At 65.2% G+C, this 20,556-nt stretch carries 21 protein-coding genes and 1 tRNA gene; 9 read left to right on the top strand and 13 right to left on the bottom strand.

The genetic code is table 11. From position 1 onward, the window contains the following. The first annotated feature begins 152 nt into the window (after window positions 1–152). Both BSQ44_RS04990 and recR read left to right on the top strand, forming a co-directional pair. Window positions 153–1,208: an LLM class flavin-dependent oxidoreductase gene (locus BSQ44_RS04990; protein ID WP_072602216.1), complete on the top strand. Its 1,056-nt coding sequence runs from the start codon at window positions 153–155 to the stop codon at window positions 1,206–1,208. Window positions 1,209–1,358: 150 nt separating this feature from the next. After that, window positions 1,359–1,964 (top strand): recombination mediator RecR, encoded by a 606-nt coding sequence (gene recR, locus BSQ44_RS04985; RefSeq protein WP_072602215.1) that lies wholly within the window; start codon window positions 1,359–1,361, stop codon window positions 1,962–1,964. Here recR and BSQ44_RS04980 read toward each other — a convergent pair. After that, a complete protein-coding gene (locus tag BSQ44_RS04980; RefSeq protein ID WP_072607868.1) occupies window positions 1,942–2,274 on the bottom strand; it encodes an immunity 53 family protein in 333 nt (110 codons plus the stop codon). The two genes, recR and BSQ44_RS04980, sit on opposite strands and share 23 nt — an antisense overlap. 37 nt (window positions 2,275–2,311) lie before the next feature. On the opposite strand from BSQ44_RS04980, the gene BSQ44_RS04975 reads away from it, so the two are divergent. Then, window positions 2,312–3,574 (top strand): lytic murein transglycosylase, encoded by a 1,263-nt coding sequence (locus BSQ44_RS04975; RefSeq protein WP_072602214.1) that lies wholly within the window; start codon window positions 2,312–2,314, stop codon window positions 3,572–3,574. A 186-nt stretch (window positions 3,575–3,760) separates the two neighbouring features. Here BSQ44_RS04975 and BSQ44_RS04970 read toward each other — a convergent pair whose 3' ends face one another. The 7 genes from BSQ44_RS04970 to BSQ44_RS04940 form a co-directional block, all read right to left on the bottom strand. After that, window positions 3,761–5,185: an aldehyde dehydrogenase family protein gene (locus BSQ44_RS04970; RefSeq protein WP_072602213.1), complete on the bottom strand. Its 1,425-nt coding sequence runs from the start codon at window positions 5,183–5,185 to the stop codon at window positions 3,761–3,763. Between the two features lie 31 nt (window positions 5,186–5,216). After that, on the bottom strand, window positions 5,217–6,290 hold the full coding sequence (locus tag BSQ44_RS04965; protein WP_072602212.1) for an ABC transporter ATP-binding protein: 1,074 nt from the start codon (window positions 6,288–6,290) through the stop codon (window positions 5,217–5,219). Beyond that, window positions 6,280–6,900: a helix-turn-helix domain-containing protein gene (locus tag BSQ44_RS04960; RefSeq protein ID WP_072607867.1), complete on the bottom strand. Its 621-nt coding sequence runs from the start codon at window positions 6,898–6,900 to the stop codon at window positions 6,280–6,282. The genes BSQ44_RS04965 and BSQ44_RS04960 overlap by 11 nt, the downstream gene beginning before the upstream one ends. Before the next feature lie 60 nt (window positions 6,901–6,960). Continuing rightward, entirely contained in the window at window positions 6,961–7,974 is a 1,014-nt protein-coding gene (locus BSQ44_RS04955; protein WP_083534954.1) for an ABC transporter substrate-binding protein, read from the bottom strand. 103 nt (window positions 7,975–8,077) lie between these two features. Beyond that, complete coding sequence (locus tag BSQ44_RS04950) at window positions 8,078–8,893, bottom strand: ABC transporter permease (protein WP_072602210.1); 816 nt, start codon at window positions 8,891–8,893, stop codon at window positions 8,078–8,080. Next, window positions 8,890–9,768 carry an ABC transporter permease gene (locus BSQ44_RS04945; protein WP_072602209.1) on the bottom strand — a complete coding sequence of 293 codons (879 nt, stop codon included), beginning with the start codon at window positions 9,766–9,768 and terminating at the stop codon, window positions 8,890–8,892. Before BSQ44_RS04945 ends, BSQ44_RS04950 begins: the two co-directional genes overlap by 4 nt. A gap of 77 nt (window positions 9,769–9,845) precedes the next feature. Then, on the bottom strand, window positions 9,846–11,135 hold the full coding sequence (locus tag BSQ44_RS04940) for an NAD(P)/FAD-dependent oxidoreductase (protein ID WP_083534484.1): 1,290 nt from the start codon (window positions 11,133–11,135) through the stop codon (window positions 9,846–9,848). Window positions 11,136–11,247: 112 nt separating this feature from the next. On the opposite strand from BSQ44_RS04940, the gene BSQ44_RS04935 reads away from it, so the two are divergent. Beyond that, window positions 11,248–11,574: a hypothetical protein gene (locus BSQ44_RS04935; protein ID WP_072602208.1), complete on the top strand. Its 327-nt coding sequence runs from the start codon at window positions 11,248–11,250 to the stop codon at window positions 11,572–11,574. A 139-nt stretch (window positions 11,575–11,713) separates the two neighbouring features. Here BSQ44_RS04935 and BSQ44_RS04930 read toward each other — a convergent pair. The 4 genes from BSQ44_RS04930 to BSQ44_RS04915 form a co-directional block, all read right to left on the bottom strand. Then, window positions 11,714–11,790 (bottom strand) — tRNA-Arg (locus BSQ44_RS04930). Window positions 11,791–11,993: 203 nt separating this feature from the next. Then, a complete protein-coding gene (locus BSQ44_RS04925) occupies window positions 11,994–13,499 on the bottom strand; it encodes a sensor histidine kinase (protein WP_072602207.1) in 1,506 nt (501 codons plus the stop codon). A 50-nt stretch (window positions 13,500–13,549) separates the two neighbouring features. Next, window positions 13,550–14,980 (bottom strand): dihydrolipoyl dehydrogenase family protein, encoded by a 1,431-nt coding sequence (locus BSQ44_RS04920; protein WP_072602206.1) that lies wholly within the window; start codon window positions 14,978–14,980, stop codon window positions 13,550–13,552. Between the two features lie 44 nt (window positions 14,981–15,024). Continuing rightward, a complete protein-coding gene (locus BSQ44_RS04915) occupies window positions 15,025–15,795 on the bottom strand; it encodes a TVP38/TMEM64 family protein (RefSeq protein WP_083534482.1) in 771 nt (256 codons plus the stop codon). A gap of 386 nt (window positions 15,796–16,181) precedes the next feature. Here BSQ44_RS04915 and rpmH point away from each other — a divergent pair, with 386 nt between their 5' ends. The 5 genes from rpmH to yihA all read left to right on the top strand — a co-directional run bounded on the left by rpmH (window position 16,182) and on the right by yihA (window position 19,993). Next, window positions 16,182–16,316, top strand: a complete 135-nt coding sequence (gene rpmH, locus BSQ44_RS04910; protein ID WP_072602205.1) for a 50S ribosomal protein L34 — start codon at window positions 16,182–16,184, stop codon at window positions 16,314–16,316. A gap of 17 nt (window positions 16,317–16,333) precedes the next feature. Beyond that, on the top strand, window positions 16,334–16,696 hold the full coding sequence (rnpA, locus tag BSQ44_RS04905) for a ribonuclease P protein component (RefSeq protein ID WP_072602204.1): 363 nt from the start codon (window positions 16,334–16,336) through the stop codon (window positions 16,694–16,696). Next, window positions 16,686–18,497, top strand: coding sequence for a membrane protein insertase YidC (yidC, locus tag BSQ44_RS04900; protein WP_072602203.1), 1,812 nt, complete (start codon window positions 16,686–16,688; stop codon window positions 18,495–18,497). The genes rnpA and yidC overlap by 11 nt, the downstream gene beginning before the upstream one ends. A 207-nt stretch (window positions 18,498–18,704) precedes the next feature. Further along, window positions 18,705–19,343 carry a CatB-related O-acetyltransferase gene (locus tag BSQ44_RS04895; RefSeq protein WP_072602202.1) on the top strand — a complete coding sequence of 213 codons (639 nt, stop codon included), beginning with the start codon at window positions 18,705–18,707 and terminating at the stop codon, window positions 19,341–19,343. Continuing rightward, entirely contained in the window at window positions 19,340–19,993 is a 654-nt protein-coding gene (gene yihA, locus BSQ44_RS04890) for a ribosome biogenesis GTP-binding protein YihA/YsxC (RefSeq protein WP_072602201.1), read from the top strand. The genes BSQ44_RS04895 and yihA overlap by 4 nt, the downstream gene beginning before the upstream one ends. Before the next feature lie 18 nt (window positions 19,994–20,011). Here the strand turns inward: yihA and msrB are convergent, their stop codons facing one another. After that, complete coding sequence (gene msrB, locus BSQ44_RS04885) at window positions 20,012–20,524, bottom strand: peptide-methionine (R)-S-oxide reductase MsrB (protein ID WP_072602200.1); 513 nt, start codon at window positions 20,522–20,524, stop codon at window positions 20,012–20,014. Window positions 20,525–20,556 lie beyond the last annotated feature (32 nt).

The raw sequence follows: 20,556 nt of genomic DNA, 5'->3' as shown, positions 1-20,556 counted from the left end.
TGGCGCCGCCGGTCGTTCCGCCACGTTAGTCAGTGAGGGTATATGAGGGGTTAAGCAATGACGGCTGCACACGGGAAATGCACTGTTCACCGCAAAGCCCTCGTAGCCTGCGCGGAAGGCTATTATCTCAGGCGGGAAACGGAGAAAGATCCATGGAACTCGGTCTCTACACCTTTGCCGATGTCGGAACGGATCCGGTGTCCGGCGAAAAAACCGGTCCGGAACAGCGTCTGAAGAACCTGCTGGAGGAGATCGAGCTGGCCGACCAGCTCGGGCTCGACGTATTCGCGCTCGGCGAACACCACAGGCCGGACTATGCCGTCTCGGCTCCCGCCGCCGTGCTCGCAGCTGCGGCCGCCCGAACGAAGGACATCCGTCTGTCGAGCGCGGTCACCGTGCTTTCCTCGGAAGACCCGGTCCGCGTGTTCCAGCAGTATGCGACGATCGACCTCATCTCGCATGGCCGGGCCGAGATCATGGCCGGCCGCGGCTCGTTCATCGAATCCTTCCCGCTGTTCGGTTACGAACTCGAAGACTACGACACGCTCTTCGCCGAGAAGCTCGAGCTCCTGATCAAGCTGCGCGAAGGCGAGAAGATTTCCTGGCCGGGCGGCAAGCACACACCCAGGATAGAAGCGCGCGGGGTCTATCCGCGCCCCGTTCAGGACCCGCTGCCACTGTGGATCGCGATCGGCGGGACGCCGCAGTCGGCCGCCCGCGCCGGCATGTACGGCCTGCCGCTGGCGCTCGCCATCATCGGCGGCGAGCCGGCGCGGTTCGCACCCTTCTTCGAGATCTATCGCAAGGCGGCGCGGCAGTTCGGCCACGACCCGGACACGCTCGCGACCAGCATCAACGTGCACGGCTTCGTGGGCGAGACCACGCAGGAGGCGGCGGACACCTTCTATCCGCCCGTCACCGAGGTGATGAACCGCATCGGGCGCGAGCGCGGATGGGGACCGAGCGGCCGGCGCGAGTTCGATGCCTCGATGGGGCCGAAGGGCGCGCTCTTCGTCGGCAGCCCGGCGGAAGTGACCGACAAGATCCTCGCCAACCACGCAATCTTCGGCAACACGCGCTTCCTGATCCAGATGGCCATCGGCGTCATGCCGCATGCGAAGCTGATGAAGGCGATCGAACTGTTCGGCACCCGGGTGGCGCCGGAGGTCAGAAAGGCGGTCGGCGCAAAGAAGGCGGCGGCGGAGTAGCACCGGCGCCGGTTCTTTGGCCGCCATTTTGCGCTAAAGTGCGTCGCGAGCTTCCAGATTCGCTCCCTGCACTTTAGCTGTCTGTTATTGCGCATGTCTTTTTCCCGAAACCGGTTCCCACTTTCGGGAGACATGCTCTAGACAGGCGGCATGTCGAAACGAATCGCCGGCCCCGAGATCGAACGCCTGATCCAGCTGCTTGCCAAGGTGCCGGGGCTCGGGCCACGATCGGCGAGGCGCGCGGCGCTGCATCTCATCAAGAAGAAAGAGCAGCTCATGGAGCCGCTTGCGGTCGCCATGGGCGAGGCTGTCGACAAGGTGCGCATCTGCTCGACCTGCGGCAACGTCGACACCAGCGATCCCTGCACGATGTGCACCGACCCGAGGCGCGACGACACGACCATCATCGTGGTCGAGGACGTGTCGGACCTCTGGGCGCTGGAACGGGCCGGCGCCATGAACGCGCGCTACCACGTGCTCGGCGGCACGCTCTCGCCGCTGGACGGGATCGGTCCGGACGACCTCAACATTCGCGGCCTCGTCAACCGGGTCGCGGCGGGGGGCGTGAGCGAGCTGATCCTGGCCGTCAATGCCACCGTCGAAGGCCAGACGACCGCGCACTACATCACCGACCAGCTCGAGGGTATGGGCGTGAAGGTGACGCGGCTCGCGCATGGCGTGCCGGTGGGCGGCGAACTGGATTATCTGGACGAAGGGACGCTTTCGGCAGCGCTCAGGTCGCGGACGGCGTTTTGATTGGGCCGGATACGTGGTCTTCAATCCAATCTCGAAACACACCGATCATTTCAGAGAGACGCGACGGTCCCCCATAAGCTTGAAACGTCTTGTCCTGCGTGAGGCAAACCAGCCAATCGGTTTCACTCTCTATGTTCGATTCCCGTTTCTCGAACGGAACATCCTCAAAAGGGGTGCCACGCAGGTCAATTTTCAAGCTCCAACCGGGATTGTCGGTCGTTTCGATCGAGACGCCATAAGAATGTTCCCATTCGCCATTGCATTGTCCTCTGTACCATCCGGCCAGCCAGTCGCTATTGGATTGGTTCATCATCGCTCCAACAGATCGGGTAGAGGAGAAATTACAGATGATTGACGGCCTTTGGCCAGCACTTCATCGCGCTTTCTCGGCATCGGCAATCCTGTTGTCGTTAGTGATCGCGGGCCCCTCTCCGTCTTCGGCCGCCTCACTGAACCAACAGTTCCGCGCCTGGCTCGACGCCGACCTGTGGCCATCCGCGAAGGCGAGCGGGGTTTCGCGAAAGACCTTCGATGCGGCTTTTGCCGGCATATCGCCCAACCTCGATCTGCCGGATCTCGTCCTGCCCGGTGAGCAGCCCGCCACGCCCAAGACCCAGCACCAGGCGGAATTCCGTTCGCCCGGCAACTATTTCGCCGAGAACACGGTGCGCGGCGTCACGGCGGCGCGGCGAAACCGCGCCGCGCGGTACGGCGAGACACTGGCGGCGATCGAACGGAACACCGGTGTGCCTGCAGGAATCGTGCTCGCCATCTGGGGGCGGGAGTCCGGTTTCGGCAATGCGAAGATCCCGCACGACGCCTTCGAGGTCCTCGGCACCAAGGCCTTCCTGGCGACCCGCAAGGAGATGTTCCGCGAGGAGGTGCTGGCAGCGCTGGTCATGGCCGAGCGCGGCCGGATTGCGCCGCGGTCGATGAAATCGTCATGGGCCGGCGCGCTCGGCCAGCCGCAGTTCATGCCGACGTCCTACCTGAAGTTCGCGGCCGACGGCGACGGCGACGGGCGCGCGGACATCTGGAACTCGGAGGCCGACACGCTCGCCTCCATCGCCAACTATCTGAAGGCACATGGCTGGGTGATCGGCCGCGACTGGGGCTTCGAGGTGACGGTCCCTTCCGGCATTTCCTGCGCTCTCGAAGGCCCCGATCGCGGCCGCAAGATTTCCGAGTGGGTCGCGATGGGGGTCGAACGGGTGAGCGGCAAACCGTTCCCCGCGCACGAACTGCGCGGCGAAGGATACTTGATGATGCCGGCGGGCCGCCACGGCCCCGCCTTCGTCGTCACGCCGAACTTCTACGTTTTGAAGGACTACAACGAGAGCGACGTCTACGCGCTGTTCGTCGGCCACGCCGCCGACAGGATCGCCTATGGCGACAGGGGCTTTGCCGGTTCCTGGGGCAAGGTCGGCGGACTCGATCGATCGGACGTCGCGGCCCTGCAGCGCGGACTGGAGAGGCTCGGCCACGACGTCGGCGGCGCCGACGGTCTCGCAGGGTTCAAGACGCGCAGGTCGATCGGGGAGTGGCAGGAAAAGAACGGTCTGAAGCCCACCTGCTTCCCCGACGCGTCACTGGCGAAGGCATTGCGCTGAGTCGCCATCCGCGTCGGCGCTCGGCGGAAAAGCCGAAAACGGGTGGTTGACGACGGCCGCCTGCAGGGGCGTCTTCGAAGAGCGCGAGAGGATCAAGCCCGGTGATCGCGAGACCCTGCTGGCGCCGGGCGGGAGATTTGGGAGCGTCGGGTATCGACACTCTCACCAATCTTTACCGCATCGAGCTCATTCCCATCCAACGATGCCCTTGATCTCCAAGAAATCGTGGATTGCCCAGTCGGCATATTCGCGGCCGTTGCCGGACTGCTTGTAGCCGCCGAAGGGGGCCATTGTGTCCCAGTCGGGATAGTTGAGATAGACCGATCCGGCGCGCATCCGCTTCGCCACGCTGCGGGCATGCTCGATGTCCTTCGACTGCACGTAGGCGGCAAGTCCGTAGACGGTGTCGTTGGCGATCTCAACTGCCTCCTCCTCGTCGCGATAGGGCAGCACGGACAGGACCGGGCCGAATATCTCCTCCCGCGCGATGGTCATGTCGTTGGTGACATTGCCGAACACCGTCGGGCGGACGTAGTAGCCGCGGTTCAGTCCGTCCGGACGCCCCGGCCCGCCGGTCACCAGCGTGGCGCCTTCCTCGATGCCCGCCTCGATCAGCCGCTGGATCTTGCCGTACTGGACTTCTGACACCACCGGTCCGAGCATGGTGCCGTCGGCACGCGGATCGCCGGTGACGAACCGCTCGGCCTCCGACTTCGCGTAGTCGAGCGCCTCGTCGTGGCGATCGGCCGGAACCAGCATCCGGGTCGGCGCGTCGCAGCTCTGGCCGCTGTTGCTGAAGCAGCCCTGCACGCCCTTTCGCACTGCCGTCTCGAAGTCGGCATCTGGCAATACGATGTTGGCCGACTTGCCGCCGAGTTCCTGCGCGACGCGCTTGACCGTGTCGGCCGCCGTCTTGGCGACGATGATGCCGGCGCGCGTCGAGCCGGTGAAGGAGACCATGTCGACGTCCGGATGGGCGGCCATGACCTGGCCGACGTCCGGCCCGTTTCCCTGCACCATGTTGTAGACGCCCTTCGGCACGCCGGCCGCGTCCATCACCTCGGAGAAGATCACGCCCGAGATCGGCGCGATCTCGGAGGGCTTGAGCACCACCGTGCAGCCAGCGGCGATGGCGGGTGCGACCTTGCAGACGATCTGGTTCAGCGGCCAGTTCCACGGTGTGATCAGCGCGCAGACGCCGATCGGCTCCTTGACCACCATGGCCGAACCGCGCTTCTGCGCGAATTCGTAGGTCTCGAGCGCCGCGATCGTCGATTCCATATGACCGCGTCCCGCCCCCGCCTGGCTCTCGCGCGCGAAGCCGATCGGCGCGCCCATCTCCCGGCTCACCGCCTGGGCGATGTCCTCGTAGCGCTCGACATAGGCGGCGAGAATCCGCTTCAGCAGCGCCAGCCGTTCTTCGCGGGTCCATTGAGAGAAGGCGTCGAACGCGTTGCGGGCAGCGGCGACGGCCTTGTCGACGTCGGCTGCCGAGCCGACCGAAATCGACGTGTAGGCCTCCTCGGTCGAGGGATCGATGACGTCGAGAACGGCGGGAACGGCCGGGTCGATCCATGCGCCGTCGATGTAGAACTTGAGATGGTTGGACATGGTGCTACCCCCTTGGAGGACTGGATGCCGGTCACGCCGGCAGGAGACTGACTCTGGCGCCCGACCGCAGCCGCACGTGGATGCGCTCGCCGATGCCCAGATGCAAGCCGCCGTCGCGGCGCGGCACGTCGAGCACCACTTCCTGGCGGCTGGCAAGGTCGGCATGGATCCTCAGGCTCCTGCCATGGAAGACGATGCCGGTGATCGTCGCGGGAACGGACGGCGGGGCGCCTTCGGCTTCGATGACCAGATCCTCCGGCCGTATGCCGACGGTAACCGGCGATGGCGCCGCCCCGGCGAGCGCGGCTTCCACGGCAAGTCCCGATGCGTCGAACGCCGTCATCGTGCCGGTCCTGCCCCGCGGCGTGGCCGGCAGCAGGTTCATCGTGCCGATGAAGCTCGCGACGAAGCGGGTTGCGGGATTGTCGTAGAGTTCGGCGGGGGTGGCCGCCTGCTCGATGCGGGCCTGGTTCATGACGACGATGCGGTCAGAAATGGAAAGCGCCTCGGTCTGGTCGTGCGTGACCATGACGAAGGTGGTGCCGAGCCTCGACTGCAGGCTCTTCAACTCCACCTGCATGTGTTCGCGCAGATGGGCGTCGAGTGCGGAAAGCGGCTCGTCGAGCAACAGCACCCTGGGTTCGCAGACGATCGCCCGTGCGAGCGCCACGCGCTGGCGCTGGCCGCCCGACAGCGCCTGAACCCGCGACCGTGCCTTGTCGGCGAGGCCGACGAGATCGAGCGCGGTGGCGATCCGCTGTCTTTGTTCCGCGGCGGGCATCCCGCGGACGGCGAGGCCGAAACCGACGTTCTCCGACACGTCCATGTGCGGGAAGATCGCGTAGTCCTGAAAGACCGTGTTGACCGGGCGATCGTACGGCCGAAGGCGCGTGATGTCGCGATCCCCGAGCCGGATCTGTCCGGCCGTCGGGCTCTCGAAGCCGGCGATCACCCGCAACGTCGTCGTCTTGCCGCAGCCGGAAGGGCCCAGAAGGGTGAGGAACTCGCCCTCGGCGATGTCGAGGTCGATGCCGGCGAGACCGACGCCGCCATTGGCGAATGTCTTGCTGACACCCTTCAGGCGCAGGAGCGCATCAGCTCCCATCGCGCACCTCGGATGGCTTTATTGTATTGACCCACAGCACGACGCACCGTTCCGTTCCGGGATTGCGAAAGGAATGCAGGAGCGTGCTCTTGAACGCGAAACTGTCGCCCTGCCGAAGGATGTAGGTCGTCTCGTCGACGACGAGTTCCACGGTGCCGCTCATGACGAGGCCGAACTCGTGGCCCGAATGGGCATAGGCTTCCGCCGTGCCGCCGCCGGGTTCCACCTCGACGGTCATGCCCGTCAGCGTCGCGCCCGGAGGCGAAAGCAGCTGCTTGCGGATGCCTTCCGAATGGACCGGCAGGTCGCGACGGCTCGCCGCGCGCACGCAATAGATGTCGCTGGCCGCGTCGTTGCCCTCCGAAATCAGCGCCGATGGCTCGACGTTCAGCGCGGCGGCGAGCGGCCAGATCACCTTGACGCGCAGCGAGGACATGCCGCGCTCGATCTGGCTGAGCGCGCCGATCGAAATGCCCGTCCGCGCGGCGAGTTCGGCAAGCGAGAGGCCGCTCTCGAACCTCAGCGCGCGCACCCGCCGCCCAACCATGATGTCGGCCTTCGACAGGTCGCTCGGCGTCCGTGCCCGATCTGCCTCGACTTCGCCCGCCATGTCGTTCATTTTCTCCTCCGAAGGACGGGGCGCCGTCTCAAGAACGGCGCCCGGCTCAATTTAGCCGCCGGCCTTCACCTTTTCGAACATTTTCGCAAGGTCGTCGTTCTGCTTCATCGGTCCGGTAAACACCGTCTCCTTCAGCATGATCTGCGGATCGGCGGGCAGCTGCAGGTCCGTCAGCGTCTCGGCCGACACCTCGTCGAACGCGGTCTTGGTCGAACTGCCGTAGCCGTAGGCCTCGATCAGGTACTTGCCCGAGGCGGCCTCCAGGCGGCTGTTGATGAAGTCGTAGGCGAGATCGACGTTCTTGGCATCCTTGAGCAGGACATAGCCACAGGCCCAGGTGAGCATGCCTTCCTTCGGCTTCATGAACTCGACCGCCACCCCCTGCTTCTTCAGGGCGACCGCGGAGGCATTCCAGGTCATGGCCGCGACCAGTTCGCCACTCGCCAGCGATTGCTCGACCGAGGTCATGTCGGTCGTGTAGCTCGACAGCAGCGGGCGCTGCTCGCGCAGCTTGTCGGCGACCTTCTCCATCTCGTCGGCGGTCATGTCGAACGGGTTGACGCCGGCGAGGATCGCCGCGACGAGCGGCGTGTCGTGCACCGCGTCGATGGTCGCCATGCGGCCGGCATACTGCTTGTCCCACAGCAGCGACCAGCTCTGTTCCGGGTTCTCGATCAGGTCGGTCCGGTAGAGGACGGAGGTGTTGCCCCAGTCCCAGGGAACCATCCAGACCTTGCCGTCTCCCGCCTGGAGGTCCGGCAGGTCGCGGAAGACCGGGAAGATGTCGTCCCAATTCTCGATGCGGGAAGTGTCGATCGGTTGCAGCAGGCCTTCCTTGTTCCACCGCGCGATCTTGTCGTAGCACGGATGCGCCACGTCGGGACGAAAGCCGGCCTTGACTTTGGTGAAGGCGTCGTCGTCGTCGCCGAACATGGTCGCTTCCATGCCGTCGGGGTGGGCCGCGAGGAAGCTCTGGTTGAACTCCGGCAATTCGTAGCCGGACCAGGTGAAGTATTGCAGCTTGTCCTGGGCCATGGCCGGGCCGGGCAGGAAGGCGGTGGCCATCGCCAGGACGGCGACGCCGGAGGCGATCAGTTTCTTCGTCTGTGTCACGTTCGTTCTCCTCTTCGTTTGCTGGATCGTTCTGCTGGGTCTGCGGGATGCGATCTCATCTGCCGGCCGCCATTCGCGGCTGCCGGCGACGCAGGAGCTCGGCGACCGTCACGAGGACGACCGATACGGCGAGGATCAGCGTGCCGAGCGCCATGACGACGGGAAGCGATTTCGGAAAGCGCAGCTGGCTCCAGATGTAGAGCGGCAGGGTCGGCTCGGTCCCGGCCAGGAAAAAGGCGACGATGAACTCATCGAAGGAGGTGAGGAAAGCCAGGGTGAAGGCTGAGCCGACGGCCGGCCAGGCGAGCGGCAGGACCGCCTTGCGGAAGACGAGGAACTCGCGCGCGCCGAGATCGGAAGCCGCCTCGGCGATGGTCTTCGGGATGGCCGCGAAGCGGCCGCGCATGATGACGACCGTCGTCGGCAGGCAGACCAGAACGTGACCCATGACGATGGCGGTGCGCGACGGCCCGAGGCCGATCAGGTTGACGAGGATCAGGAGCGCGATGCCCACGATCACCCCCGGGATGAGGATCGGCAGGCGCGAGAGACCCGAGACGAGCGCGGAGAACCGCGTCTGCCCGTGCACGTCGAGATACGCCACTGTGACGCCGCACAGCGTGGCGACGGATGCGGCGACGAGGGCGATGACGAGGCTGTTGACCAGCGCACCGGCGATCGCCGCATTGCCGGCCAGAGACGCGTACCACTGCAGCGTGAAACCCTTCAGCGGGAATGCCGCCTGGATGGAATCGTTGAACGAGAAGATCGGGATCAGCGCCACCGGCAGATACAAGAAGACGATGTACGCGACGACGTAGAAGCCGAGCAGGTGGCCCCTGTCCTCGCTCGGTGATGCCGCGGCGGTCACGAGCGGCTCCCGAACCGGCGGTCGGCCAGGCGCACGATCGCCACCGTCGCCAGGATGACGAGCATCACCGAGACCGAGAGCGCCGCGCCGAACGGCCAGTCGTTTGCCTTTCCAAACTGCGCCTGGATCAGCGAACCGATCATGGTGCTCGAGGGGCCGCCAACCAGAGACGGCGTCACGTAGTCCCCGACGGTCGGCACGAAGACCACCAGCGCCGCGGCCAGGACGCCCGGCATGGAAATCGGAAGGACGACGCGCAGGACCGTTCGGGCGGGACGGGCGCCAAGATCGGATGCCGCCTCGAGCAGCGAGCCGGGAATGGTCTGCAACGCCACGAAGATCGGCAGGATCGCGAAAGGCGCGTAGGCGTGCGCCAGCGTCACGACCACCGCGTAGGGCGTGTTGAGGAAGAGCAGCGACGGCTCCGAGAGCACGCCGAGCGACAGGAGGGCGGAGTTCAGCACGCCGTTGTAGGCGAGCACGATCTTCCAGGCGAAGACGCGCAAGAGGTAGCTGGTCCAGAAGGGCAGGGTCACCAGGAACAGGATCAGCCCCCGCCAGCGGCCCGCCCGAAAGGCGAGGAAATACGCGACCGGATAGGCCGCGGCCAGGGTGGCGAGCGTGACCGCGCCGGAGATTGCCAGGGACCGCAGCATCACCATGCCATAGAGATCGTCGGACAGGATCGTGGCGTAGTTGCCGGTCGTGAACCCGTTCCCGAGCAGCGATCCGTCATTGCCCCTGAGCGAAAGGAACAGCACCAGCGCGAGGGCGAAGAGGATCAGGACGAAGGTGACGGCGGCGCCGGGAGCGGACATGACGACCGAGAAGCGCCAGGCGCTCCCGTTCCGTCCCGTCTCCGCGCCTGCCCTCATGCAACCCGCCCCCAAAGGGAAGATATCACCTGGGCATAGTTTTTCAGATTCCTGAAATTGTCAAAGGAAATTTCAGATTATCGTTCCAGCCCGTCCAGCAGGCGGTACCACGCGATCGCCCCGGCGACGCCGATCTGGCGCATTGCGTGGAAGGGAATGGGCCGGATGGGCTGGATCGGGAGTGGGAGGATCCGCCGATCGCCCTCGGCGGCATATCGGGCCAGCCGTTTCCCGAGCGCAATCATCAGGCCGACGCCGCGGCCCTGGCAGCCCGCGGCGGTCACCAGTCCGGGTTCCGGCTCGTGTATGTGCGGCAGGTGGTCCGGGGTCACCGCGACGCGACCGTACCAGCGGTAATCGATCTTGACCCCTTTCAGGGCCGGGAAGACGCGCGTCATGGCCCGCTCGATGTGCCGCCAGTCGGACGCGGACCGCGGCCGCGACTGTCTACCGCGCCCGCCCATCGCGAGGCGGCCGTCGGGGGTCTTGCGGTAGTAGACGAGGATGCGGCGCGAATCCGAGACGGCCTGCCCGTGCGGCAGGATGGCGGCATCGAGTTCCGGCGGCAGCGGAGCCGTCGCGACCTGGAAGGAATGCAATGGCACGAGGCTTTCGCGCAGACCGGGGACCAGGCCGTCGGCATAGGCATTGGTCGCCACCACCACCTTTTTCGCCGCGACGGCCGCACCCGACCGAGTGGTGGCGTGCCACAGGCCGCCGGTATGCCGCAGCGACGAGACGGGGTCGTCCTCGCAAATCAGCGTGCCGTTCTCGCCCGCGACGCGCGCCAGTTCCATTACCAGGGCCAGCGGGTCGACGACACCCGCGCGCCGATCGAGCCAGCCGCCGAGATAGCCGGAAGCACCGGTCATCTCCCCGACTTCGTGCTCGCCTAACAAAGCGACGCTTGCGCCGCGCGCGGACCATTGCCGGTTGCGCTCGCGCTGCGCTTCCAGGGCGGTTCGGGTATGCGCCGCCTGGATCCAGCCGCTGCGCCCACGCGGCACCGACATCGCGTGGCGGTCGATCAGGTCGAACACCGCGTCGGCCGTTCCAGCCGCGAAGCGGACCAGCGTCTCGCCGAGTTCGTCGCCGAATTGCGACAGAAGCGTTTCGGGATCGTATTTCAGGCCGGGAATGACCTGTCCGCCATTCAGCCCGGATGCCCCCGACCCGATCCGCGCCGCTTCGACGAGCCTGACACTCAGTCCAGCCTCCCGTGCATGCAGCGCGGTCGAAAGCCCGAGAAAGCCGCCGCCGACCACCAGCAAATCCACCTCCTCGCCAGGGGCGATCGGATGCGTCACATATGCTGGCGAACGGTCCGCGAACCATGGTGGACAGGAAAAGGGTGGAGGCACGTGCATTCGCTTCGATCCGACTGACGGATCTCCAAGCCTATGCAAACGTGAAATCTATGCAACAGATTTCATTTTTTTGGCGCAGTCATAGGGCGAGTTCGAAACCCTGCTCCAGTCCGTGCAACCGACCGATGCGCTTTTCGCGCGCAAGATGTTCAAGGCCGCGCGGGATATGAAACTCGTGAACGCGCATTCGCAAGTGAAGGCTATGGGCGACCATTTGGCAAAGATCGAGCGCGTCGATAAGCTGCTTGAACGCATTCTCGATGCCAGCGTGCCGAGTGTGATTGCCGCTTATGAAGAGCGCGGGCGCAGGCTGGAATCCGAAAAGATGGTTTTGAAGGAGCGCATGACGAAAGAAGCGCGTCCCGCCAGCAGTTTTGAGAATGCACTTAGAACGGCAATCGATTTTCTCTCAAGCCCTTGGAATCTCTGGTTTTCATAGCGTCTGGAGGATCGCCGCATGGTGTTGAAACTCACATTTGCCGACCGTCTGCGGTATGATCGAAAAAGCGGAGTTTGAACGACAAAACTGTCGTTACCTTGCGAGGTTTTAGGTGACTATTTGGGTGGTGAAAGCGAAATGGCGCGCCCGAAAGGATTCGAACCTCTGACCCCCAGATTCGTAGTCTGGTGCTCTATCCAGCTGAGCTACGGGCGCGCGGGCCGTCTTTAGACGGCGCGTTCGCGGCCGGCATGTGCCGCCCGGAACAGAACCGCTACCTAATGAAGCCGGCGGCCAAAAGCAAGCCGGCGGAGGCAGAAAACTTGCGGGTCGCCCGAACGCAGGATCGGAGGACGCCAGGCCTGCCGACGGGCGCCCATCCGGTCGGGCGGACAGAGGCCGCGGCGGCGGATTCGGGATCAGCCGGCGGAGGCGGGTCGGCGCAGCGCGGTGCGGGCTTGTTCGATCTGCACCGGCTGGTCGGGAATGGTGATGGCGAAGGCGGTGTGGCCGCCGATGCTCTCGAGGAGTTCGATCGTGCCGCCATGTGCCCGCACGAGTTCGTGCGCGATGGCCAGTCCAAGGCCGGTGCCGCCGCTGCGCGCCGCGCCGCGAAACGCCGCGAACAGGTTTTCGCGCGCCTTGGCGGGCAGTCCGGGGCCGGTGTCCTCAACGAGGATGCGGCTGACGCTGCCCGCGCGCTCGGCCGAGACCGTCAGCCGGCGGACCACCGTCTCGTCCTTCTCGCCCGACATGGCCTGCACGGCGTTTCGGCACAGGTTGATCAGCACCCGGAAGAGCTGCTCGGCGTCGGCATCCACCTCCATCTCCGCGTCGACGGCGTTGACGAACTCGATCCCGCTGTCGGACTGGATGCCGAGCATGCCGTGCACTTCCTCGACCAGCATGGCCAGACGCACGATGCGCCGCGCGGGCGGCGGCTCCTGCGCGCGGCCATAGGCGAGCACGTTTTCGGTGTAGCCGACGGCGCGGTCGATGGCGCGCACCAGCTTCGGCGCGAACATCTGGACGGCGGGATCCTTCACCGTGCGCAGCCGGTCCGACATCAGCTGCGCCGAAGCGAGGATGTTGCGCATGTCGTGGTTGATCTTGGAGACGGCGAGGCCGAGATCGGCGAGGTGCTTCTGTTCGCCGAGCGTATGGCGCAGCTGGCGCTGCATGTCGGCCAGCCCTTCCTCGGCGACGCCCAGTTCGTCGCGCCGGCCGGAGGGCCGCAGTATCCCGGCCGGATCGTCGGGTGCCTCGGCGAATGCCACCATTGACCGGCGCAGGTCCCGGATCGGACGGATCAGCATGGTGTGAATGGCGAAGAAGACGAGAGCGGCGGTGATCAGCGAGATCAGCAGCGACAGGATGGCGACGTTGCGCGCATAGGTGAGCATCGCCGCGCGAAGCCGCGTGTCGGCGATGATCAGTTCGAACTCCATGTCGCTGTCGCCGACGACGCCGAAGACGCGCAGGATGCGGTCGCCGCCGGAAACGAGTGTATCGAGCGCGCCTCCGATGGCCTCGATCGGACCGGTCTGGCCGGGCGCGATGTGCTCGTCCACTTTCGGGGGCATGTCGGAAACCACCAGGAGACGCGAGATGCCGCCGTCGCGAACCGCGATCGCCTTGGCGCCCAGCGCCATCAGGACGTCGTTGCGGACGCCCGGCGAAAGGTCGCCGGTCTCGCTGTCGACGAGGACGACGCTCGCCGCCGCCGCGGTCGCCAGCCTTTCCTCCAGCCAGCGCAGGCGGAAATTCGCGATGGAGGGGATGAAGATCAGGACTTCGGCGATCAGGACGAAGACGATGGTCAGGGCGAGAAGCTTGGTGGAGAGCTTTCGCGGCCACGCGACAGCGCCGAAGTCAGCCGCCGCAGAGCTCCGCCTGTTCGTGTCCTGGCCTTGTTCGCCGATCATCCGAAACTGTCTCCACGCCGCGCCGCAGATCGGGGAGCCGCGCCTTCAATTCATCCGAAGAGGCGCAGAAATCCGATCAACCGCCGGACCGACGGTCTGCGGGCCGCATCGGAAAAATAGGCCATCGCGGCGCGTTTGCCAATTTCGCTCGTTGTGGGATAGGGGGCGACGTAGCCGGCGATGTCCCGCATGCCGAGTTTCTTCGACACCGCGAGCGACCACATGTTGATCATCTCGCCGGCGTTAGCGCCGACGATGGTTGCTCCCAGAAGCCTGCCGCGCCTGTCGGTGACGAGCTTGATGAAGCCGGTCGTCTCCCGTTCCGCCTGGGCGCGATCGTTCTCGGCATAAGGCCAGCGCAGAACCCTTATCTCGCCCTTGTACTGCTTCATCGCGTCGGCTTCGTTCAGTCCGACATGGGCGAGCTCCGGATCGGTGAAGGTGGTCCACGGGATGAGCGTGCGGTCTTCCCGCGCCGGCAGGCGGAAGAGCAGGGCACGGATCACCAGGCCTGCGTGATAATTGGCCACGTGCGTGAACTGCAGCCCTCTCGCCACGTCGCCGATGGCGTAGACGCGGCGGTTGGTGGTGCGCAGCTTGTCCGAGACCTTGATCCCCTTGCGGTCGAAATCGATCCCCGCCTTTTCGAGATCCAGCGCCTCGACATTGGCGGCGCGGCCCACCGCCACGAGAAGATGCGTGCCGTCGATGGTCTCCGGACCGCTTTCCGTTTCGACATGGACCCGCACGATCGTCTTGCCGCGCCGCTCGACGCGGACGACCTTCGTCTTGTCCCGAATGGCGATGCCCTCTTCGCGCAACCTGTCGAGGACGATGGCGGCGAGTTCGGGATCGTCCTTGCCGAGCGCGGATGACGCTTCCACCACGGTGACCTCACAACCGAGCCGGCGGTGCGCCTGGGCGAGTTCCATGCCGATGGGACCGCCGCCGATGACGACGAGATGGCCGGCACGGCGCTTGCGGTCGAAGATCGTCTCGTTGGTGAGGTAGTCGACCTCGTCCAGGCCGGGGATCGGCGGGACCAGCGGAGACGAACCGGTCGAGACCACGAACCGCCTCGCGCGAATCTCGGCGTCACCGGCAATGACGGTGCGGCGGTCCTTGAACCGTGCTTCTTCCTGGATGACGCGCACACCGAGCGCGGTGAACCGCTCGACCGAATCGTTCGGCGCGATCGAGGCGATGACCGATTGGACGTGCGCGTTGACCTTGCGGAAATCGATCTCCGGCTCGACGCCGGCTATCCCGAACGGGTCGGCGTTCCGCATCTGGTGCGCCCGACGTCCGGCCGCGATCATCGCCTTCGATGGGACGCAGCCGTAGTTGAGGCAGTCGCCGCCCATCGCGCCCTTCTCGATGAGTACGACGGACACGCCGAAGGTCGCGGCGGCGGCAGCGACCGACAGGCCGCCCGAACCGGCGCCGATTACGCAGATGTCTGGTTTGAGGATTGTCGCCATCGGTTGGCCCGCTCCTTCGCGTTTTTCGCCGCGCCCGGAACAGGTCAGTCGGCCTTGCGGTTCCGGAGCTTCTTTACGACGGTGGGGATCGCCGCAACAAGGGCGAGCGCGACAAAGGCGATGGTGATCTCCGGCGTGATCAGGTCACGCAGCGCGATGTCCTGGCCGGACTGGTCCGCGGCCACGAGCACGCTTTCCAGGCCCTCGCCGAAATAGGCATAGGCGAAGGTGCCCGGCAGGATGCCGATGAATGTCGCCAGGACATAGGTGCGCAATGGCACCTGGAAGAAGGCCGGCGCGATGTTGATGACCCAGAAGGGGAAGATCGGCGCGAGCCGCAGAACCAGCAGATAGCCGAAGGCGTCCTCCTCGAAGCCGGCCGCCAGCCGGGCCGCTCTCTGCCCGAGCCTGTTGCGCAGGACGTCGCCGAACGCGCTGCGGGCGGCGAGGAAGAGCGCGGTTGCTCCGAGCGTCGCCGCCACCGCGACGAGTGCGCCGCCCACGAGCCAGCCGAAGAGCAGGCCGGCGAAGACGGTCAGGATCGAAGCGGCAGGAAACGCGAGAGCCACCGCAAGCGCGTAGACCAGGAGAAACCCGATCAGCGAAGACAGGTAGTTGTCGGCCACGAAGGCATGGAGCTGGTCGCGCCGCTCGGAGAGATAGTCGAGAGACAGGACCTCGTGCAGCCCCGCCGCATAGCCGGCGGCGAGACCGGCGATGATGAGGGCGATCGGCAGGAACCGCCACAGCCGGCTGTGGCCTTCTCGCGTCGCGATCTTCTCAGAAGCAGCGGACAAGGCGTTTCTTTCCTGCATGCGCGGGTTTCATCACTGTGTGCCGCGCGACCGGTTGGCGCAAGGACCGTTCGTCGGCCCGTGATAACCATTCTGCCACTTGGGCTAGGAGAACGGAGCCTGCAAGGGTTTCACCCGCGGTCTCACCGTCTGTTGAGGGAGATGCGGACCCGCCTCACGCCCGAGTGAAGCGGGCAGGAACCCTTGGGATCCGCCCTCCGCCGCGCATGCGCGGCCGGGTTGACTTTGCTGGAAGGGCGAATTGACTCCGCCCGGAGCGATCCGTATAAGCCGCCGCACGTTCGGGTCCACGGTCCGGCGCGACATTGTCGTGACTGCCCCGCCCGACAGCTCCTGCTCTCGAGAGACAGAACCAAGAAGGGCCGCACTCCGCGGTATTTAAACAAATGAAGCGCACGTACCAACCCTCCAAGCTCGTCCGCAAGCGGCGCCACGGCTTCCGTGCCCGCATGGCAACCAAGGGCGGTCGCGACGTCATCGCCGCGCGCCGAAACCGCGGTCGCAAGCGTCTTTCCGCCTGACCGGAAAGCTGCACTCCTTGCCGGAGACGCGCGAAGCGCTCCGCTCCCCGCGGCGTCTCAAGAAGCGGGCAGACTTTTTGGCGACGCGGCGCGGCGAGAAGCGGCGCGGGCGCTTGTTCCTGATCGAGGTGCTCGACCGGGGGGACTGCGGCGAACCGCGGTTTGGCCTGACCGTCACCAAGAAGACCGGCAACGCCGTCGTCCGCAACAGGATACGGCGGCGTCTGAAAGAGGCGGTGCGCGTTCACGCCGCTGGTGACATGGCGGCGGGCAGCGACTATGTGATTGTCGGGCGCCGCGAGATACTCGCCGCGCCGTTCGATGCCTTGAAGGCCGAGCTTTCCCGACGAATTCGCGGAACCACTCCCGATGGAAAATAATCGCAATTTCTTCATCACGATCGCGCTGTCGATCCTGATTCTGACGGTGTGGCAGGTATTCTACATGAACCCGCGCATCGAGCGGCAGCGGGAGGCTACGAGGATCGAGCAGGAGCGGACCGCGCAGCAGGACCAGAGCGTCGCCAGCCCCGGCGGCACGACGCCCGCGATCCCGGCCGCACCGGGAACGGGAGTGCCCGGCGCCCCAGCAGTTGCCCCCACGGAGGACCGTGAAGGCGCGCTCGGTGCCAGCGGCAGGGTGAGGATCGACACGCCGAGCCTGTCGGGGTCCATCAATCTCACCGGCGCCCGCCTGGACGACCTCCTGCTCAAGAACTATCACGTCACCGTCGACGACAGTTCTCCGAACATCGATCTCCTGAATCCGGCTTCGCTTCCGCACGGGTATTACGCCGAGGTCGGTTTCACCGGCCCGACGCAGGCCGGGAACTTTCCCGGTCCGGACACAGTCTGGAGCGTCGAGGGCTCGCCGGTGCTCACGCCGGACGAACCGGTCCGGCTGACCTACACCAACGATGCCGGCCTTACGTTCATCCGCACGATCTCCGTCGACGGCAACTACATGTTCACCTTCTCGGACGCGGTGAGCAATGGCGGGGCCGAGCCGGTGGCGCTGAACAGCTACGGCCGCGTCACCCGCTTCTTCAAGCCGCAGACCGCCAGCATCTACGTCCTTCATGAGGGACTGATCGGGGTGACGGGCGAGGAAGGCCTGCAGGAGATCGACTATTCCGACGTCGAGGAAGACAAGCTCATCACTCCGTCGAAATCGGCAGACGGCTGGCTCGGCATAACCGACAAGTACTGGGCCGTGGCACTGGTTCCCGCGCGTGGCCAGTCGTTCCAGCCGCGCTACGCCTATTTCGACGACGGCCGCACGCGCTACCAGTCCGACTTCCTGACCGACACCATCACGGTGGCACCGGGACAGACGCAGACGCTGGAGACGCTGCTCTTCGCCGGTGCCAAGGAAGTCGCGCCGATCCAGGATTACCAGGCGGAACGGAACATCCGCCAATTCGACCTCCTGATCGACTGGGGATGGTTCTACTTCATCACCAAGCCGATGTTCTACTTGATCGACTGGCTTTACCGGCTGCTGGGCAATTTCGGCCTGTCGATCCTGGCCACCACCGTCATCGTGAAAGCCATCTTCTTCCCGCTCGCCAACAAGTCCTACAAATCAATGGCGAACATGAAAAAGATGCAGCCTGCCATGCTGGAGATCCGTGAGAAATACGGCGACGACCGCATGAAGCAGCAGCAGGCGATGATGGAGCTGTACAAGAAGGAGAAGATCAACCCGATCGCCGGCTGCTGGCCGATCCTGATCCAGATCCCCGTCTTCTTCGCACTGTACAAGGTCCTCTACATCACGATCGAGATGCGGCATGCGCCGTTCTTCGGCTGGATCCAGGACCTTGCGGCACCGGACCCGACGTCGGTCTTCAACCTGTTCGGCCTCCTGCCGTATGACGTTCCGTCCTTCCTGCTTATCGGCGTCTGGCCGCTTATCATGGGCATCACGATGTTCCTGCAGATGCGCATGAACCCGACGCCCCCCGATCCGACGCAGGCGATGATCTTCAACTGGATGCCGGTGGTGTTCACCTTCATGCTGGCGACCTTCCCGGCCGGCCTTGTCATCTACTGGGCGTGGAACAACACGCTGTCGATCATCCAGCAGGGCATCATCATGAAGCGGCAAGGCGCCAAGATCGAGCTCTGGGACAATCTCATCGGTCTGTTCAAGAAGAAGGACAAGCAGCCGGCGGAATAGCCCGCCGGTTGTCACGCCGCGAGCCGTCCGCTCGCGTGGAAAGGGTCCATGCTCGCCGGCTTGAACGGAAAGGCGAGCACGTTGCAGCATTTCGGAAGCGAGGAATTCCTCCGGTGAACAGGTAAGCGGATCCGCAGTCGCGAAGCGTCGTCACGCCAAGCCGGATCCCGCCGTTCGAGACCGTCCCTGTCCCAGCCGGAGTTCCCCATGCGCGTGCCCGATCCTCACGACACGACCCCCCTGCCATTTCACCCGCGAACGGCCTTTCTCAAGCCGCTGATCACGCGGTCGACCATCAGCGTCGGCGACTACACCTACTATGACGATCCGCTGGGACCGGAGCGTTTCGAAGAGCACTGCGTGCTCTATCATTTCGACTTCATCGGGGACCGGCTGGAAATCGGCCGCTACTGCGCCATCGCGGCGAATACGCGCTTCATCATGAACGGGGCCAACCATGCCATGGACGGCTTCTCCACCTTTCCGTTCGCCATCTTCGGCGGCGCGTGGCGCGACAATTACGATGTTGCGAAACTCGGCGGCGCGAACCGCGGCGACACGGTGGTCGGAAACGACGTGTGGTTCGGCATGGAGGCGATGGTCATGCCGGGGGTGAAGATCGGCGACGGGGCCGTGATCGGCGCTGGCGCGGTCGTCGGCAGCGACGTTCCACCCTATGCGATCGCCGTCGGCAACCCGGCGCGGATCGTTCGCATGCGGTTCGACGACGCGACGATCAGGCGGCTGCTGCGCATTGCGTGGTGGGGGTGGCCGGTTGACAAGGTGACCCGCAACATCGAAGCCATAACCGGAAACGACCTGGCGCGACTGGAGAAGGCCGAGTGAGCGACGTTCCCGCCGAAGAGGCGACCGCCTTCCCGCGACCGTGGATATTCATCCGCGGCGTTCCCGCCATGAAGTTCCTGCCGCCCGAGGGGCCGCCGGAGATCGCTTTCGCCGGTCGGTCCAACGTCGGCAAGTCCTCGCTCATCAACGCGCTGGTGGGCCAGAAGGCGCTCGCCCGGACTTCCAACACGCCGGGACGGACGCAAGAGCTGAATTACTTCGTGCCGGATGGCTATTCGGGCGAGGCGGGCGACCTGCCGCCGGTGGCCCTGGTGGACATGCCGGGATACGGGTACGCTCAGGCGCCGAAGGAACTCGTCGACAACTGGACGAAGCTCGTCTTCGATTATCTGCGCGGACGGGTGACGCTGAAGCGCGTCTATCTGCTCATCGATGCACGCCACGGCATCAAGACGATCGACGGCGAGGTGATGGACCTTCTCGACAAGGCCGCCGTCTCCTACCAGCTCGTGCTGACAAAGACCGACAAGATCAAGCCGCCGGCGGTGACGAAGCTGCTGGCGGAGACGATCGAAAAGATAAGGAAGAGGCCCGCCGCCTTCCCCGGGGTCATTGCGACATCGTCGGAGAAAGGCGCAGGCCTGGACGACCTTCGCGCGGCGATCATGACCGCCGCCGCGGATAAATGATCCGGACGACCGCTGGGATCAGGCGGCTTCCGCCGGCCTGAAGGTCAGTGCCAGCCCGTTCAGGCAGTGGCGCTTTCCGGTCGGCTGGGGACCATCGTCGAAGATATGGCCGAAATGACCTCCGCAGCGGCGGCAGTGCACTTCCGTGCGGGTCATGAACAGCGAGTTATCGGGCTTCGTGCCGATCGCGCCGGGCAGCGATTCCCAGAAGCTTGGCCAGCCGGTACCGGAATCATACTTCGCCTCGGAGGAATAGGCGGCGAGGTCGCAGCCCGCGCAGTGGAAGATGCCCTTGCGCTTCTCGTGGTTGAGAGGGCTGGTGCCGGCGCGTTCCGTCGCCTCTTCCCGGAGGACGGCATACTGCTCGGGCGAAAGCTCTTCTTTCCATTCCGCCTCCGTCTTCGTGATCTCGAAGGTCTCGTCGTTGCTGGCCATGGCATCAGATCCCGTGCTGCGAATGCGCAACAGGGTCGCGCCAGCCAGAAGGGCGGCGGAGCCAGCGCCCGCGTAGAGGAAAGTGCGGCGTTTCATGGTTTTCTCCTTTGCTCGCATCTAACGCAGCG

This window comes from Aquibium oceanicum (genome assembly GCF_001889605.1).
Lineage (GTDB): Bacteria > Pseudomonadota > Alphaproteobacteria > Rhizobiales > Rhizobiaceae > Aquibium > Aquibium oceanicum.
Note: the sequence above shows the minus strand (reverse complement) of the source record. Positions and strands in the feature narration are given on the sequence as shown.